The 14,650-nt window shown below is 59.4% G+C and carries 17 protein-coding genes; 10 read left to right on the top strand and 7 right to left on the bottom strand.

Annotated features, from left to right (window positions below):
• Nucleotides 1–24 precede the first annotated feature (24 nt).
• The 3 genes from ACP7BE_RS17635 to ACP7BE_RS17625 are packed head-to-tail and all read left to right on the top strand — an operon-like array spanning nt 25 to nt 3,275.
• Nucleotides 25–2,211: an FUSC family protein gene (locus tag ACP7BE_RS17635; RefSeq protein ID WP_426106679.1), complete on the top strand. Its 2,187-nt coding sequence runs from the start codon at nt 25–27 to the stop codon at nt 2,209–2,211.
• A complete protein-coding gene (locus tag ACP7BE_RS17630) occupies nt 2,201–2,401 on the top strand; it encodes a DUF1656 domain-containing protein (RefSeq protein WP_016781859.1) in 201 nt (66 codons plus the stop codon). The genes ACP7BE_RS17635 and ACP7BE_RS17630 overlap by 11 nt, the downstream gene beginning before the upstream one ends.
• A 10-nt stretch (nt 2,402–2,411) precedes the next feature.
• Nucleotides 2,412–3,275 (top strand): efflux RND transporter periplasmic adaptor subunit, encoded by an 864-nt coding sequence (locus tag ACP7BE_RS17625; RefSeq protein ID WP_016781860.1) that lies wholly within the window; start codon nt 2,412–2,414, stop codon nt 3,273–3,275.
• Between the two features lie 109 nt (nt 3,276–3,384).
• Here ACP7BE_RS17625 and ACP7BE_RS17620 read toward each other — a convergent pair whose 3' ends face one another.
• A complete protein-coding gene (locus ACP7BE_RS17620; protein ID WP_150628601.1) occupies nt 3,385–3,780 on the bottom strand; it encodes a DUF4440 domain-containing protein in 396 nt (131 codons plus the stop codon).
• Between the two features lie 13 nt (nt 3,781–3,793).
• Complete coding sequence (locus ACP7BE_RS17615; RefSeq protein WP_426106676.1) at nt 3,794–5,017, bottom strand: MFS transporter; 1,224 nt, start codon at nt 5,015–5,017, stop codon at nt 3,794–3,796.
• 109 nt (nt 5,018–5,126) lie between these two features.
• On the opposite strand from ACP7BE_RS17615, the gene ACP7BE_RS17610 reads away from it, so the two are divergent.
• The gene (locus tag ACP7BE_RS17610) at nt 5,127–6,011 is read left to right on the top strand and encodes a LysR family transcriptional regulator (RefSeq protein ID WP_426106674.1); all 885 of its coding nucleotides are present in this window, start codon (nt 5,127–5,129) and stop codon (nt 6,009–6,011) included.
• 40 nt (nt 6,012–6,051) lie between these two features.
• On the opposite strand, the gene ACP7BE_RS17605 is transcribed toward ACP7BE_RS17610, so the two are convergent.
• From ACP7BE_RS17605 to yaaA, 3 genes are read right to left on the bottom strand one after another with little or no spacing between them, the layout of a single operon-like run.
• Entirely contained in the window at nt 6,052–6,876 is an 825-nt protein-coding gene (locus ACP7BE_RS17605) for an SDR family oxidoreductase (protein ID WP_095001203.1), read from the bottom strand.
• A gap of 10 nt (nt 6,877–6,886) precedes the next feature.
• Nucleotides 6,887–7,351, bottom strand: a complete 465-nt coding sequence (locus ACP7BE_RS17600; protein ID WP_095001204.1) for a multidrug transporter — start codon at nt 7,349–7,351, stop codon at nt 6,887–6,889.
• A gap of 56 nt (nt 7,352–7,407) precedes the next feature.
• Nucleotides 7,408–8,187 carry a peroxide stress protein YaaA gene (gene yaaA / locus ACP7BE_RS17595; RefSeq protein ID WP_095001205.1) on the bottom strand — a complete coding sequence of 260 codons (780 nt, stop codon included), beginning with the start codon at nt 8,185–8,187 and terminating at the stop codon, nt 7,408–7,410.
• Nucleotides 8,188–8,330: 143 nt separating this feature from the next.
• Between yaaA and ACP7BE_RS17590 the strand changes: the two genes are divergently transcribed.
• Nucleotides 8,331–9,458, top strand: a complete 1,128-nt coding sequence (locus tag ACP7BE_RS17590) for a polysaccharide deacetylase family protein (RefSeq protein ID WP_095024909.1) — start codon at nt 8,331–8,333, stop codon at nt 9,456–9,458.
• Between the two features lie 47 nt (nt 9,459–9,505).
• Here the strand turns inward: ACP7BE_RS17590 and ACP7BE_RS17585 are convergent, their stop codons facing one another.
• Complete coding sequence (locus tag ACP7BE_RS17585) at nt 9,506–9,826, bottom strand: hypothetical protein (RefSeq protein WP_095001207.1); 321 nt, start codon at nt 9,824–9,826, stop codon at nt 9,506–9,508.
• Nucleotides 9,827–10,391: 565 nt separating this feature from the next.
• Here ACP7BE_RS17585 and ACP7BE_RS17580 point away from each other — a divergent pair.
• Both ACP7BE_RS17580 and ACP7BE_RS17575 read left to right on the top strand, forming a co-directional pair.
• Nucleotides 10,392–11,786, top strand: coding sequence for a PhoH family protein (locus tag ACP7BE_RS17580; RefSeq protein ID WP_095001208.1), 1,395 nt, complete (start codon nt 10,392–10,394; stop codon nt 11,784–11,786).
• A 183-nt stretch (nt 11,787–11,969) separates the two neighbouring features.
• Nucleotides 11,970–12,881, top strand: a complete 912-nt coding sequence (locus tag ACP7BE_RS17575) for a LysR substrate-binding domain-containing protein (protein ID WP_095038763.1) — start codon at nt 11,970–11,972, stop codon at nt 12,879–12,881.
• Here the strand turns inward: ACP7BE_RS17575 and ACP7BE_RS17570 are convergent.
• Nucleotides 12,870–13,316, bottom strand: a complete 447-nt coding sequence (locus tag ACP7BE_RS17570; RefSeq protein ID WP_095001210.1) for a DMT family transporter — start codon at nt 13,314–13,316, stop codon at nt 12,870–12,872. The genes ACP7BE_RS17575 and ACP7BE_RS17570 overlap by 12 nt on opposite strands.
• 145 nt (nt 13,317–13,461) lie before the next feature.
• Here ACP7BE_RS17570 and moaC point away from each other — a divergent pair, with 145 nt between their 5' ends.
• Genes moaC through moaE form a run of 3 tightly spaced genes read left to right on the top strand, consistent with a single transcriptional unit; the run spans nt 13,462 to nt 14,629 of the window.
• On the top strand, nt 13,462–13,935 hold the full coding sequence (moaC, locus tag ACP7BE_RS17565) for a cyclic pyranopterin monophosphate synthase MoaC (RefSeq protein WP_095001211.1): 474 nt from the start codon (nt 13,462–13,464) through the stop codon (nt 13,933–13,935).
• Nucleotides 13,932–14,177 carry a MoaD/ThiS family protein gene (locus tag ACP7BE_RS17560; protein WP_095001212.1) on the top strand — a complete coding sequence of 82 codons (246 nt, stop codon included), beginning with the start codon at nt 13,932–13,934 and terminating at the stop codon, nt 14,175–14,177. The genes moaC and ACP7BE_RS17560 overlap by 4 nt, the downstream gene beginning before the upstream one ends.
• A gap of 2 nt (nt 14,178–14,179) precedes the next feature.
• Entirely contained in the window at nt 14,180–14,629 is a 450-nt protein-coding gene (gene moaE, locus ACP7BE_RS17555; RefSeq protein WP_095001213.1) for a molybdopterin synthase catalytic subunit MoaE, read from the top strand.
• The last annotated feature ends 21 nt before the right edge of the window (nt 14,630–14,650 follow it).

Below are 14,650 nucleotides of genomic sequence, written 5' to 3'. Positions count from 1 at the left end.
ATGGCTAATTTTGAGAGCCTGTAGATGAACCACTTGCCCGCCCCGGTACGCTGGCTGTATTCCCTGGAATGGCGCCGTGGCTTTTTTGACTGGGCACGCAGCGATGGCGTGACCTGGGTGCATATTTTCAAAGTGCTGGTCGCCGCCTTTCTGACCCTGTGGCTGGCCATGCGCCTTGAGCTGCCGCAACCGCGCACCGCCATGATCACTGTCTTTATCGTGATGCAGCCGCAAAGCGGCCAGGTGTTCGCCAAAAGCTTTTACCGGTTTTTGGGCACCCTGACCGGCTCGGCGGTAATGGTGGCGCTGATCGCCCTGTTCGCGCAGAACACCGTGCTGTTTCTCGGTGCGATGGCGATCTGGGTGGGCATCTGCTCCGCCGGTGCTGCTCGCTGCCGCAACTTCCGTGCTTATGGTTTTGTGCTGGCCGGTTACACCGCTGCAATGGTCGGCCTGCCTGCCCTGGCCCACCCCGATGGCGCCTTTATGGCCGCGGTGTGGCGGGTGCTGGAGATCTCGCTGGGCATTCTCTGCTCCACCGTGGTCAGCGCTGCGATCCTGCCCAAAACGGCTGGCGCAGCAATGCATGACGCGCTGTACAAACGCTTTGGCGTATTTGCCGGTTTTGTTGCCGAAGGCCTGCGTGGCCAGTCCTCCCAGGAGGCCTATGAGGCCAGCAACGTGCGTTTTATCGGTGAAAGCGTGGGCCTCGAAGGCATGCGCAGCGTGACCGTATTTGAAGACCCGCATATGCGTCGTCGCAGTGGCCGCCTGAGTCGTTTGAACAGCGAGTTCATGGCCATTACTACGCGCTTCAATGCCTTGCACCAGTTGCTTGCACGTTTGCGCAGCCGTGGTGTGGTGGACGTAGTGTCGGCCATCGAGCCGGAGCTGGAGATCCTGGCGAAGTTGCTCGACACCTATGCCGGTCGCTCGTTGACGGATAAAGACGCGGCCTTGCTCGCCGCGCAACTGGATGCCTTCAAGGCGAGCCTGCCAGGGCATGTGCGTGCGTTGCGGGTCAGGTTTCTGCAAAGCGAACCCAGCCCGTCTGACTTCCTCGACTTCAATACCGCCTACGAGCTGCTGTTCCGCTTTGTCGACGACCTGCACAACTACGCGCTGACCCACGCCTCGCTGGCCGATCACACCCACGAACGGGAGCGTTGGGACCAACCGTTTATTTCGCAGACCAACTGGTGGTCGGCGGCCGCTTCCGGGATTCGGGCAGCGTTTATCCTGGCCGTGCTCGGCACCTACTGGGTGATGACCGCCTGGCCCAGCGGCGCCATGATGACCCTGATCGCCGCCGCCACGGTGGGCTTGTCGGCAGCCACGCCCAACCCCAAACGCATGGCTTTTCAGATGGCCTGCGGGACCTTCCTGGGGGCGTTGATCGGCTTTGTCGAAATGTTCTTCGTGCTGCCCCATATCGACGGTTTCCCGCTGTTGTGCCTAGTGTTGACGCCGGTGATCGTGCTGGGTTCGTTCCTTACGTCGCGGGCCAATTACGCGGGTGTCGGCCTGGGCTTGCTGATTTTTTTCAGCACCGGATCGGTTCCCGACAACCTGACGATCTACAACCCGTACCAGTTCATCAATGACTACATCGCGATGGTCATGGGCATGCTGGTCTGTGCCGCTGCCGGTGCGATTATCCTGCCGCCCAACAGCCGCTGGTTGTGGAGCCGTCTGGAGCAGGATCTGCGTGAACAGGTGGTGTATGCCATCAGTGGCAAGTTACGTGGTCTGAGCTCCAGCCTGGAAAGCCGTACCCGTGACCTGATGCATCAGGCTTACGGCCTGGCCGCCGGCAAGCCGCAGGTGCAACGCCAATTGCTGCGCTGGATGTTTGTGGTGCTGGAAGTCGGCCACGCAATTATCGAGCTGCGCAAGGAGCAGGCGATCCTGCCGGTTCACCCGGCGTATGCCGAGGCCCAGCCGTGGCGCCAGGCCATCCGGGTCATGGGCCGGGCGCTGGTGCGGCTGTTTATCGCCCCCAGCGAAAGCAACCTGGAGCGCGCGCTGATTGCCGTCGACCACGCCATCAGCCGCGTGCAATCTACCGACGAACCCTTTGCCCGCAACTTCGATACCTCGGCGTTGGTGCGGGTGCAAAGCTACCTGCATTTTATTCGTACATCACTGCTTGACCCGCAATCGCCGCTGGCCGCTTATGCCCAGCCGCAAGGACTTGAACATGCCTCGTGAAATCGCCTTCCACGGCGTCTACATGCCCACCATGACCCTGATGTTTTTTATCGCGGCGGGGTTGGCATGGGGCTTTGACCGACTGTTTTCCGGCTACGACCTGTACCGCTTCTTCTGGCACCCGGCGCTGCTGCGCCTGAGCCTGTTTGCTTGTCTTTTTGGCGCCATGGCGCTCACTGTTTACCGTTGAGACCGATCCGATGAAAAAGTTCTTCAGCCTGCTTGCCACCTTGCTGGTTTTGGCCCTTGCGATATGGATCGGCCGAACCCTGTGGGAACATTACATGAACACCCCGTGGACCCGTGATGGACGGGTGCGGGCCGATATCATCAACGTCGCGGCCGACGTCAACGGCTATGTGGTCGGCGTGCCGGTCAAGGACAACCAGTTGGTGAAAAAGGGCGACGTGCTGCTGGAAATCGACCCTGAGCACTACGAAATCATGGTCAAGCAAGCCCAGTCGCTGGTGGCCTCCCGCAAGGCAACCTGGGAAATGCGCAAGGTCAACGCCCATCGTCGGGCTGACATGGACAGCCTGGTGATTTCCCGCGAGAACCGTGACGACGCCAGCAACATCGCCGACTCGGCCCTGGCCGACTATCAGCACGCCCTGGCGCAGCTGGACGCGGCGCAGCTCAACCTCAAGCGCACCAAGGTCCTGGCCACGGTCGATGGTTACGTGACCAACCTCAATGTGCATCGCGGCGACTATGCACGGGTGGGCGATCCGAAAATGGCCGTGATCGACCAGGATTCGTTCTGGGTCTATGGCTTCTTTGAAGAAACCAAACTGCCGCATATCCGCGTGGGCGACAAAGCCGATCTGCAAATGATGAGCGGTGAAGTGTTGAAGGGCCACGTTGAAAGCATCTCGCGCGGTATCTACGACCGCGACAACCCCGAGAGTCGTGAGCTGGTGGCTGACGTCAACCCCACCTTCAACTGGGTGCGTCTGGCCCAGCGGGTGCCGGTGCGGATCCATATCGACGAGATCCCCGATGGCTTCCTGCTGGCCGCGGGTACGACCTGTACGGTGATCGTGGATCAGGGCAAGGCCGAGTAAAGTTAATGCGGGAGCGGGCTTGCTCGCGATGGCCTCGACGCGGTTTAACTGAAACACCGCAGTGACGGCATCGCGAGCAAGCCCGCTCCCACAAGCGCGAGGCCGGGGTTCAAGCCGCGCAAAACGTCTCGTGCAAATGCCGCCACAATATCTTGCCGTCGGCGTCTTTCTCGAATACCACGGTGGCGCGGCGGTCGGTGCGGTTGCCGTTGTGTTCCTCCTGCAGCTCGCGGTAGCTGACCACTGCACCGCCCGCGTGCAGGGCAATGCCCTTGAACTCGCTGAGGGTGATGTTCAGGCCCGGGCGCGCACCGCGCAGTTGTTCAAACAGTGTTTCTACGCCGTTGGCGTCCAGCACTGTGCCGCTGGGGGCAATCATCGAAAACTGCGGCGAAAACCGCGCCAGCAATACCGGCAGCACGCCGGGTTCCAGACCGGAAAACCAGCCTTCAATTTCGACGTGGGTTTCGCTTACCAGGTCGAAGTAGCGCTTATAGTCACTCATCAAAATCTCCAGGTCAGGGTGCGAGCAAGGCCAGCACGCGGGATGTATCAAGGCGTAGAACAGGAACCAGCGGCACCAGCGTCAATGCACCCCCGATGGCAAAGCATAGGGCAAAGGCGTGGGACGTCGAGGTGATTGCGGTCAATGTACCGAACAGGGTCATCATCAAGGCCGGGCCAAGCAGGAAGCTCAATTGGCGGTTGAGGTTCCACAGTGCACTGGCGTGGCCCATGTGTTCGGGTGCGATATCGATAAAGGCTGTGTTTTGTGCGCTGCTGCTGCACAGGCTGCCACCAAAGCCCATCACGGCGTACAGCGCCATGGGCAAGCCGATGCTGGAACTATCGATTTGGGGCAGTAACGCAATACCCGCGGCTTGTGCGCTCATGCCCAGCAGTAGCAAGGGTTTGGGGCCAAGGCGGTTGAACTGGTAGCGGCACAGGGTGATGCCCAGCGCTGAAGCCAGAGCCCAGGGCAGCATCAGCATGCCGGTTTGCGTGGCGCTAAAACCCAGTTGGTGCAGGTACAAGATACTCACCAGTTGCGTGCCGATGAAAATGCCGGGGATAAACAGGTAGGTCAGCATTGCCACTTGCAGCAACGGGCTTTTGAGCAGGCGGCCCATATTGGCTGCGCCAGCTCGAATGCGCCTGTAAGTCATGGGCAATACGGGCTGCGCAGGCGGGTCGGGTTGCAGCCAGCAGACTGCCAGCAGCAGGGTAAGCAAGGTCAGTGGTAGATTGGCATAAAACACCCAGCGCCAAGTGAGCGCTTCGACCATCCAGCCGCCCAGTGCTGGCGACAGTGCGGGCACTAGCAGCGCCACCAGCAAAATCACTGAGGTCAGTCGGGCCCGGTCGCGGATCGGGAAGTGCCGATAGGCCATAGCCTGACCGACCGGAATCAACAGCCCGCCCCCCAGCCCCTGCAGCAGGCGGTAGCCGATCAGAGCTTCAATTGAGGTCGCTTGGGCCACACACAACGACGCCACGCTGAATAATGTCAGTGAAAGCACGATCAGGCGTTTCTCACCAAACAGTTGGGTTAGCCATACGCTGGGCACAATGACCAGGATCAGGCCAAGCATGTAGGCATTGCCAATCCACGCCAGTTGTGTGACCGAGGCATGCAGCTGCTGGCTGATATCCGGGTAGGCGATCGAGGCTGCGAACATATTCACCAGATCCAGGGCAAATCCCAGCAGATACACCAGCGCGACTTTATTGCGGTAAGCCATGGGTGGCTCCTGTTCAGTAGAGCGCACAGTAAGCAGCTTTGGCTTATGGAGGAACCGTCCGTCTGCTGCTAGATTGTCAAAATTATTTTGACAATTGGCAGGTTTCTCTATGGTCAGCCTCGATCGGTTCGACACCTTCAAGGCCGTGGTCGAAGCTGGCTCCCTTACCGCCGCGGCTGATTTACTGGGGCAAACCCGTGCGGTGGTCAGCTTCAATATCAAGCGTCTAGAGGCTGAGCTGGGCGTGACCCTGCTAACGCGCAACACCCGACGGTTGGCCCTGACTGAGGCGGGTGAGCGCTTTTACCAGCGCTGCCTGAGCATGCTGGAAGAGGCCCGGCTGGCGATTGACGAAGCGCGCAGCGAACACACCGAACTCAAGGGCACGCTGCGCATCACCACCACCGTTGAATATGCCCTGGCCAAGGTGGTGCCGGCGCTGGAGCTCTTCCGTGCCTTGCACCCTGACCTCAACGTCCAGCTGTCGACCTCATCGATCCACGCGGATCTGATCTCCGAGCGTTTTGACGTGGCCTTGCGACTGGGTCGCGTGCTCGACTCCAGCCATCGTGCCGTGCAGTTGAGCACCTTCGGAATTCTGCCGGTGGCCTCGCCGGCGTTCGTTGCCAGCGTGGTGCCGATAGACAGCGTGCACGCGCTTGAGCAAACGCCGTGGCTGGAGCATGGCCGGGTTGGGGAGTTGACTATTACCGAGGTGAGCAGCGGTGTCGTCCGTCCTTACCAGCCCAACCCCTGCAAGGCGCGCATCAGGGCGGACAACTCATCGGTGTTGCAGGCGTTTGCCCTGACCGGGCAAGGCGTGGCGATCCTGCCCGACTGGCTGATCGAGGAGGATTTGCGCACGGGGCGGCTGGTACATCTGCTGCCCGAATGGCAACTGAGCCGCCAGGGGGTGTACGCGCTCTACCCCGATACACGGCATTTGCCGTTGAAGGTGCGGGTGTTTATCGATTTTATGAAGGCGTATGCATAGGCCTGTGCTATCACCCGTAGCAGCTGCTACATAATGAGTGTCAGGCACGGGTATTGAGGCCGAACCGCTTCATCAGGATTTTTTCCAGTAGGGCAGCTGGCACCAGCGCGGCCAGCAGCGGCAAGGCGCGGCTGCCATTACCGTAACGCAGCAACATCGGTGGCTTGGGTTTCATGACGGCCTTGAATACTGCGTCGGCAAAGGCTGTGGCCGGGGTGGGATTGTCTTGTGAGGCCCTGGCCCTGGCGCGAATACCGTCGCGCATGGGCCACCAGGCGGAGCTCTCGGCAATCAACTGCTCGGCCTGGGCGCTGGCATTTTTCGCGAAGCTGGTATCAATGGCCCCGGGCTGCACTTCCAGCACGCCAATGGCAAAAGGCGCCAGCTCCATGCGCAGGGCATCACTCAAGGCATGTACTGCAGCTTTAGAGGCACAGTAGGCGCCGGCAAACGGGGTGACCAGTACCCCGGAAACACTGCCGATATTGACCACCAGGCCCTTGTTGCGGCGCAGCGCCGGGAACAGCGCGCGGGTAACGCCCACAATGGAAAATACATTGGTTTCAAATTGCTGCTGCAAGCCCTCGACGCCGCCATCGAGCAGGGGGCCCATAGCGCCGAAACCTGCATTGTTTATCAGCACGTCCAGCCCGCCGCCTGCCTGCTCCAGGCGCTCGGCCAATTGCTCCAACCCCTGCGGATCATTGACGTCCAGTTGCACAGCGGCAAACCCCGCCGCAGCCAATAGTGCTACATCCCCAGGCTTGCGGGCGCAGGCCCAGACATCATGCCCCGCCACCTTGAAAGCATCGGCCAGGGCGCGGCCAATACCGCTGGAACAACCGGTGATCAAAACACGCAGCATGGGAACATCCTTAATTGGAAAAACTGCCTTGCAGGCGTTCTGCCCGAAACTCGAGGGTTTGCGGGCGATAACCCGTGCGCAGCGGCGGCATCGGCAAGCAGTCCTGCCAGCTTGCCCCTGCTTGCAATTCGCCGGGGCCGCGGTAGCGCGGGGCGGTGTAAAGGTTGTCGGCAAGATTGACGGTGTCGCCCGGTGCATAGGCGGCAATGCGCCAGCCAAGTTCGACCAGTGGTACGTCATTGCTGTTTTTCAGGGTCAGTTGCAGCGGTCGGTCTGCCGGGCATTGGGCGGGGTCATAAACGATGCGCAGTTCCAGGCGTGCCAGTTGTGCCGCTTCACGGCTGTCCAGCCACGCCACCGAGGCTGCAACTATCGCCAGCCCCAGCACGGCAGCCAGTGAGACCGGCAAGGCCTTGGCCGGGTAGCGCAACAACAGGACAAGCCAGGTAATGATCAGTAAAACGCCGATAAACATGGCTGGGCCTCTTGCAGGGAATACCTATAACTTACCAGCATGAGGCATGCAGCGGGTCACTGCGGGGCGTGGTCGCGCAAAAACACCAGCAAATCCGGCTTGGACTGCTCGGCGCTGAAGCGATAACCCTGCTCATCAAACTGCTTGAGGTGCTCAGGGTTGTCGATGCGCTCCTTGATCACAAACCGGCTCATCATGCCTCGGGCTTTTTTCGCATAGAAACTGATGATTTTATGCTGGCCGTTTTTCAGGTCCTTGAACTCGGTATTGATGATGCGGGCGTTCAATGCCGACTTTTTTACCGCCGAGAAGTATTCGTTGGATGCCAGATTGAGCAGTACATCATCGCCTTGTTCGGCCAGGGCCTGGTTGAGCCATTCGCTGATGTGCGTGCCCCAGAACGCGTACAGGTCCTTGCCCCGTGCGTTGGCCAGTTTGGTGCCCATTTCCAGGCGATACGGCATCATCAGGTCCAGCGGACGCAGCAGGCCGTAGAGCCCCGAGAGCATGCGCAGGTGGCTTTGCGCATAGTCGAAGTCGGCCTCGCTGAAGTCCACGGCATTGAGGCCGGTGTAGACATCGCCCTTGAACGCCAGCAGTGCCTGCTTGGCATTGGCGGGGGTAAAGGCGGGCGTCCAGCTGCCAAAGCGCGCCGCGTTGAGGCCCGACAGCTTGTCGGATAAATGCATCAGCTCGCCAATCTGTTGCGGGCTCAGTTCGCGCAATTGTTCGATCAATTCCTGGGAATGGTCCAGGTACTGGGGCTGGGTGAAACGTGCTGTGGCGGGCGGCGTTTCATAATCGAGGGTTTTAGCGGGTGAAATCACCATCAGCATGGGGTTGTCTCCTTTTAGCGTCGGGGGATTCTAGGCGTTGGCGCAGTTTGACTCCACCTATGAACGCGATAGATCCCCCAACGCCTGCGGGGTCGGGCACTGGTCGGGTTATAGTGCAGTCAGTTTTTACAGGGGGTTGATCAGTGCGCATTGCTCTTTTCTTGTGGGTCTGGCTGGTGTGTGCCGGGGCGGTGGCGGCACCTGTCGAGCCCGCGACGCTGGATCGCAGCACATGGCCCGAACAATTGACCAGCCCGGCCTTGTTCGATGTTGCCTCGCGTGCCGAAATACTCGCTTTTGCCCATGCCTTGATGGTCAGCGAAGCGCTGGATGAAAGCGCCCTGAAACAGCGGTTGGGTCTGAAAATAATCAATGTTGAGGCAATAGATGCTCTGCGCCAGCGGATGTGGCAGCGGTTACTGACCAACTACAACCTGGCGCAGCAAAGTTGCGATCAGGATGCTTCGTTCTGCTATTACGTCGATGACATGGACAGTCTGCGTGAGCAGGCGGGCAAGTTCGCAATCGCCGATGACTCGTTTTATGTGGCCTGGGCCGAGCCCGGCCGTGAGTTTCACCAGCGCTACCTGGATGAGCAATTACGCATGGCGGCGCTGCTCCCGCAAATCAGCAGTGAAATCGCTCTGTTGGGCGACCAGGAAGTCAACGGCGAGACGATGCACGACCGGCTGTTTTTGTTGACCTTCGACAGCGGCCCCACGCAATTGCCGGGCACTACTGACTGGCTGACCGGGTACTTGCGCAAGCAATCCATCAGCGGGATTTTTTTCGTGCTGGGTAACAGCTTGCAGGTGCGTCTCGACAAGGAGGGCGCGCTGGCCTTGCAGGCACTCTACAAGGGACAGTGTGTGGGTGTGCAGGGCTGGGAGTACCGTTCCCACAGTCACTGGAAAGACTGGCAGGACTCTATTGCGCGTAGCGCCGCCCTGGTCAATCAGGTTGTGCCGCAGCGCTACGTGCCTCTGTTTCGCCCGCCCTACGGGCAGCGCCGGGCCGACAGCGGCGGTTTTTTTGAGGCTCAGGGCATGCGGGTGGCCTTGTGGGGCATCGATGCCCAGGACTTGGCGACGAGCTTGAACGGCGAGCAGTCAGCCCATCGAGTATTGACCCTGATGCTGCTTTGGCGGCATGGGGTGATTGCGTTTCATGACACCCAGGACAAGGTGCGTACGGCATTACCCTGGCTGATGAACGCTACCTCACAAAGTGGATTGGGCTGGGACAGTTGTGAAGCGCTCGGTGAGCGCTAGACCATTCCTGCTGGCCCGCCGGCTTCGACGGGCCAGGAGTCACGGCGTTACAGCAGGCGCAGTGCCAGATGGCTGCCAGCGCGCAGGTATTCAACCTGGGCGGTGATTGCATCCTTGACGATGGCTTCACCGGTATCGGTCAGCTTGGCGTTCTTGGCATCGATTACTGCCAGTTGCAGCAATTGCATGGCGACATCCATGGCCTTTTGAAAAGCGGTCGTATTGTTGTGATGGCCAAAGTGCTCGATGATCCTTTCCATTCTTTCATCAGCATTGTCGCGCAGCTGTTCGTACTCGGTGAACGAAACGCTGCCGTCCTTGTAAATCTCGAGCAGCAATTGTTCCAGTGTTTTGGAGATGGGAGTCATGCAGTCATCCTTTCGCAGTAACGCGGTCGCGGTTTTTATTCGTCACCTGAAGAGGGGGGCGTCAGTACCGTGACCTCGTGCATTAATGAAGGTGTTACGCGGAGTTGAATCAGAAAATCACCACGGAAGTGACGGTTAGCGGACTCAGTGCCAGCCGCAGCTTAATGCGGGCGAAAAGATGCCGGTGCAGGGTTTGTCCTGGATCTATGTAGGAAATAACGGGCTTTAATGAAGGGGTGTCGAATTCAGGTTTGAGCGCTGCGCACTGCCGCGACAGAGGACGAACAGGTTGATTGCAGCGCTTTTTAATACCGGTAGATCTATTAGCTTAGTTGCGGTCCCGGAATGCGCCAAGGGTTGTTCGTCATTCAAAAAATAAAGTGCTGGAATGTGAAAAAACATTTTTTTTGTCACACATTTAGGCGTATTACGAAGACAGACGGCCGAAACCTGCGAAACAGGTGGCGTCTTCCAGGACGCCATCGGGCAGGGCATACGGCAGTCACTTCGAGGCGCAGCACTGTTGCGGTATTGCGTCGAATGGCTCCCACAAAGGTGACCGAGTATGGATGATCACGGACGCACTCCTTCTTCCAACCAGCCAATCCTTTATGTACTCGATACCAATGTTCTGATTCACGATCCAAACGCAATGCTTAACTTCGAGGAACACCACGTCGCGATCCCGATGACGGTGCTCGAAGAGCTCGACAAGCTCAAAACCGGCAAATTACTGGTGGCAGCCGAGTGCCGTCAGGCCATTCGCCTCATTGACCAGTTGCTGGGGGTTGCCACCCCCGATGACGTCGAAAAAGGTGTGCCGATCCAGCGCGGCAAAGGCGCACCTAAGGGCTTCCTGTCGATCATGATGAGCAAGCGCCGCGAGCCCAACGCGTTGCTGCCCGAAAACCTCAACGACAACATCATCATCAACCAGTTGATCGATTTGCACGCCCGTGAGCCGCAATTGCGCGTGGTGCTGGTCACCAAAGACATCAACATGCGCCTAAAGGCCCGGGCTTGCGGGATCGAGTCCGAGGATTACAGTACCGACCAGCTGGTTGACGACGTGTCGATGCTCTCGCGCGGCTATCACACCATGACCGGTTCGTTCTGGGACCGCGTCAACAAGGTCGAAACCCGCCAGGGGCATGGCCGTACCTGGCATCAGGTGCAAATGAACGAAAACCTGCCGGCGGTGCATATCAATGAATTCATCATTGATGAGCAGGGCTTTGTCGGCTGGATCAAGGAGGTGCGCAAGGATCAGTTGCTGATCCTCGACATGCATCAGGAACCGCTGCTGCACCAGGAAGCCTGGGGCCTCAAACCGCGGGATATTTACCAGGGGCTGGCGCTGTTTGCTTTGCTCGACCCGGACATTCACCTGGTCAACCTGTCGGGTGCGGCGGGATCGGGCAAGACCATCCTTGCGCTGGCGGCAGCGATTGAACAAACCATGGTCAGCAAACGCTACCGGCGGATTATCTGTACCCGCAGCGTGCAGGGCCTGGACCAGGAAATCGGCTTCTTGCCGGGCACCGAAGCCGAAAAAATGGAGCCTTGGCTGGGTGCCATTACTGACAACCTCGAAGCTCTGCACATGGATGATGAAAATACCCACGGCAGCGTCGACTACATTCTGAGCAAGGTGCCGTTGCAGTTCAAATCCCTGAACTACATCCGCGGTCGCAGTTTCCAGCAGAGCCTGATCCTGATCGATGAGTGCCAGAACCTGACACCGCACCAGATGAAAACCATCATTACCCGTGCCGGTGCCGGTTCCAAAGTGGTATGCCTGGGTAACCTGGCACAGATCGATACCCCCTACCTGTCGGCCACCAGTTCGGGGCTGACCTACCTGACGGAGCGTTTCAAAGACTTCCCCAACGGTGTGCATATAGCCCTGCAAGGGGTGCCTCGCTCGATTCTGGCGGAATACGCCGAGTCACATTTGTAACTGCCTGAAGGTGGGAGCGGGCTTGCTCGCGATGAAGATGACGCGGTATCCCAGATACACCGCGCCACTTTCATCGCGAGCAAGCCCGCTCCCACTGGCGTTTTGGCTTCATGTAAGCTGACGGCGGTTGCGCGCATGGATCATGCAGCGTTGCCCTGGAGTTGGCCAAGACAGGAGCGTCAGGTGTTACTGCGTAATATCGATTTGAATCTGCTGGTGGTGCTCGATGCGCTGCTCACGGAAAAACACGTAACCCGCACCGGTGTTCGTTTGCATTTGAGCCAGCCCGCCATCAGCCACTCACTGAACAAACTCAGGGTGCTGCTTGATGACCCGTTGCTGATCCGTCAGGGCAACGAGGTGGTGCTGAGCGTGATGGCGCAAAATCTCCAGGCGCCGCTCAAGGCCATCCTGGGACAGGTCGAAACGCTGCTCGGTCAGTCCATCGACTTTGTGCCGGCAGAATCACAGCGCACCTTTCGCCTGGCCATGTCCGATTACGGCGCGACCATCGTGTTGCCAAAACTGCTGGTGCTGCTGCGCGAGCAAGCACCGGACACTTCGCTGGTGATCATCCAGGACAGCCGCCTGGGCATGCTGGAGCAGATCGAGCAGGGCAAGATCGATCTGGCCGTTGGGGTTTTCCCCACGATGCCAGCAGATATCTGCAGCGATGTATTGTTTGAAGAAACCTTTACCTGCCTGCTCAATCGTCGTTCGCTCCCGGACAATGGCGTGCTCGATCTGGACAGCTATCTGGCGCGCCCGCACCTGCTGGTGTCGACGGATGGCAATACCCAGGGTGAGGTCGATAACGTGTTGCACGCCCGGGGGTTGCAGCGCCGGGTTGCGGTCAATGTGCCGCACTGGGGCACGGCACCGGGGATGATTACCGACACCGACCTGATTCTTACTGTGGCCACCCGTACCCTGGACAATCTGTCATTTGGCGACAGCCTGGTGGCACTGCCGCCTCCCATGACGATAGCGCCGTTCAACTATGTGCAGGTCTGGCATCAGCGTTTCAACGAAGATCCGGCTCATCGCTGGCTGCGGGATCTGGTCAGGCAAGTGAGTGCGCCTTCAGCCGCGTGAAGCGATGACAAAACCTGCCAGCACCACGCTGACCCCGAGCAGTTTTTGCAGGCTGGGGGTGTTTCTTGGCAAACCCAGCAAGCCGAAGTAATCGATCAGCAGTGAACTGATCAACTGGCCCACCACCACCGCCATGATGAAGTTCAGCGCCCCCAGGCGCGGCACGCTGATCAGCGCCACGGTGATGTAAAACACCCCGGCCAGCCCGCCGAGCCAGATCCACCAGGGGCCGGTGAGCAGGGCCGCGAGATTGGGGCGGGGCACTTTGACAATCAGCATTACCAGCGCAATCGCCAGGCCGCTGATCAGTAATGAGATCACGGTGGCCCAAAAGGGATGGCCCAGCACCACGCCCAATCGAGCATTACTGCCCGCTTGCAGGGGCACCGCAGCACCCGCCAGCAGGCTCAGGGCAATGGCAATAAAAAGTGGCATAGGTATGACTCCAAAGTTTCGACCTTTGTACGGCGATTGCCTGCGGGCGGCCAATTCCATGTTCTGATGCGCGGTATTCGCGGGGTCGATGGCCTTAAGCTGACCCTCGGGTTTACAATCGATACTCCTCTCTGGAGTACCCCCTGTGCTGACTCACTTAGATTCCCAAGGCCGCGCCAACATGGTCGATGTCACCGACAAAGCGGTGACCTCCCGTGAGGCTGTGGCACAAGCGGTGGTGCGCATGCGCCCTGAAACCCTGGACATGATCATCAGTGGCGGTCACCCCAAGGGTGATGTGTTTGCCGTGGCGCGGATTGCCGGGATCCAGGCGGCGAAGAAAACCTCGGACCTGATCCCTTTGTGCCATCCGTTGATGCTCACCAGCGTCAAGGTTGAGCTCAGTGCCCAAGGCAGCGACGCGGTATTGATCGTGGCGCGCTGCAAGCTGTCCGGGCAGACCGGCGTCGAAATGGAAGCCCTGACCGCCGCCAGCGTTGCAGCCCTGACCATTTACGACATGTGCAAGGCGGTCGATCGCGGCATGACCATCGAAGGTGTGCGCGTACTGGAAAAGCTCGGCGGCAAGAGCGGGCACTTTCAGGCGGATGCGTCATGAAGCTCAAAGTGGTTTTCTTTGCCCGCTATCGCGAGGTTCTGGGGCTGGATAGTGAGGCAGTGGAGGGCGGGTTCGTCTCCATTGAGCAGTTGCGCGCGCACCTGACGCAACGCGGTGGTGCCTGGCAGGTGCTGGCCGAGCCCAACCTGATGTGTGCGCGCAATGAAGAGCTGTGCAAGCTCGCCGAACCCCTGGCGGACGGCGACGAAGTGGCATTTTTTCCGCCCGTGACCGGAGGCTGAACATGGCGATTCGGGTGCAAGCGGCGGCCTTTGATCCTGGCGCTGAAGTCAATGCACTGCATGCCGCGAATCTGGGCGTGGGCGCAGTGGTGAGTTTTGTCGGTTATGTGCGCGACTTCAATGACGGCCGTGACGTGGCGGGGATGTTCCTGGAGCATTATCCGGGCATGACCGAGAAAGCCCTGGGCAAAATTATTGATGAAGCTGCGCAGCGCTGGCCGCTGCTCAAGCTTGAAGTGCTGCACCGTATTGGCCTGCTGGAGCCGGGAGAGCCGATTGTGTTTGTTGGCGTAGCCAGTGCTCACCGTCAGGCCGCTTTCGATGCCTGCAGTTTTGTGATGGATTATCTGAAAACCCGCGCCCCGTTCTGGAAAAAAGAACAGACCCCCTCAGGCCCGCGATGGGTGGAGGGGCGGGTGAGCGATGAGGTGGCGGCGCAGCGCTGGAAGTAATCAAGCCCTGTAGCCGCTGCC

The sequence above is a fragment of the Pseudomonas sp. TWR1-1-3 genome, from assembly GCF_049896805.1.
Lineage (GTDB): Bacteria > Pseudomonadota > Gammaproteobacteria > Pseudomonadales > Pseudomonadaceae > Aquipseudomonas > Aquipseudomonas bubulae.
The sequence above is the reverse complement of the archived record's forward strand: the minus strand, read 5'-3'. Positions and strand labels throughout refer to the sequence as shown.

Coding starts and splice junctions, on each gene's coding strand:
- ACP7BE_RS17635 (WP_426106679.1), top strand. CDS start 25: ATGAACCACTTGCCCGCCCCGGTACGCTGGCTGTATTCCCTGGAATGG.
- ACP7BE_RS17630 (WP_016781859.1), top strand. CDS start 2,201: ATGCCTCGTGAAATCGCCTTCCACGGCGTCTACATGCCCACCATGACC.
- ACP7BE_RS17625 (WP_016781860.1), top strand. CDS start 2,412: ATGAAAAAGTTCTTCAGCCTGCTTGCCACCTTGCTGGTTTTGGCCCTT.
- ACP7BE_RS17620 (WP_150628601.1), bottom strand. CDS start 3,780: ATGAGTGACTATAAGCGCTACTTCGACCTGGTAAGCGAAACCCACGTC.
- ACP7BE_RS17615 (WP_426106676.1), bottom strand. CDS start 5,017: ATGGCTTACCGCAATAAAGTCGCGCTGGTGTATCTGCTGGGATTTGCC.
- ACP7BE_RS17610 (WP_426106674.1), top strand. CDS start 5,127: ATGGTCAGCCTCGATCGGTTCGACACCTTCAAGGCCGTGGTCGAAGCT.
- ACP7BE_RS17605 (WP_095001203.1), bottom strand. CDS start 6,876: ATGCTGCGTGTTTTGATCACCGGTTGTTCCAGCGGTATTGGCCGCGCC.
- ACP7BE_RS17600 (WP_095001204.1), bottom strand. CDS start 7,351: ATGTTTATCGGCGTTTTACTGATCATTACCTGGCTTGTCCTGTTGTTG.
- yaaA (WP_095001205.1), bottom strand. CDS start 8,187: ATGCTGATGGTGATTTCACCCGCTAAAACCCTCGATTATGAAACGCCG.
- ACP7BE_RS17585 (WP_095001207.1), bottom strand. CDS start 9,826: ATGACTCCCATCTCCAAAACACTGGAACAATTGCTGCTCGAGATTTAC.
- ACP7BE_RS17580 (WP_095001208.1), top strand. CDS start 10,392: ATGGATGATCACGGACGCACTCCTTCTTCCAACCAGCCAATCCTTTAT.
- ACP7BE_RS17570 (WP_095001210.1), bottom strand. CDS start 13,316: ATGCCACTTTTTATTGCCATTGCCCTGAGCCTGCTGGCGGGTGCTGCG.
- ACP7BE_RS17560 (WP_095001212.1), top strand. CDS start 13,932: ATGAAGCTCAAAGTGGTTTTCTTTGCCCGCTATCGCGAGGTTCTGGGG.
- moaE (WP_095001213.1), top strand. CDS start 14,180: ATGGCGATTCGGGTGCAAGCGGCGGCCTTTGATCCTGGCGCTGAAGTC.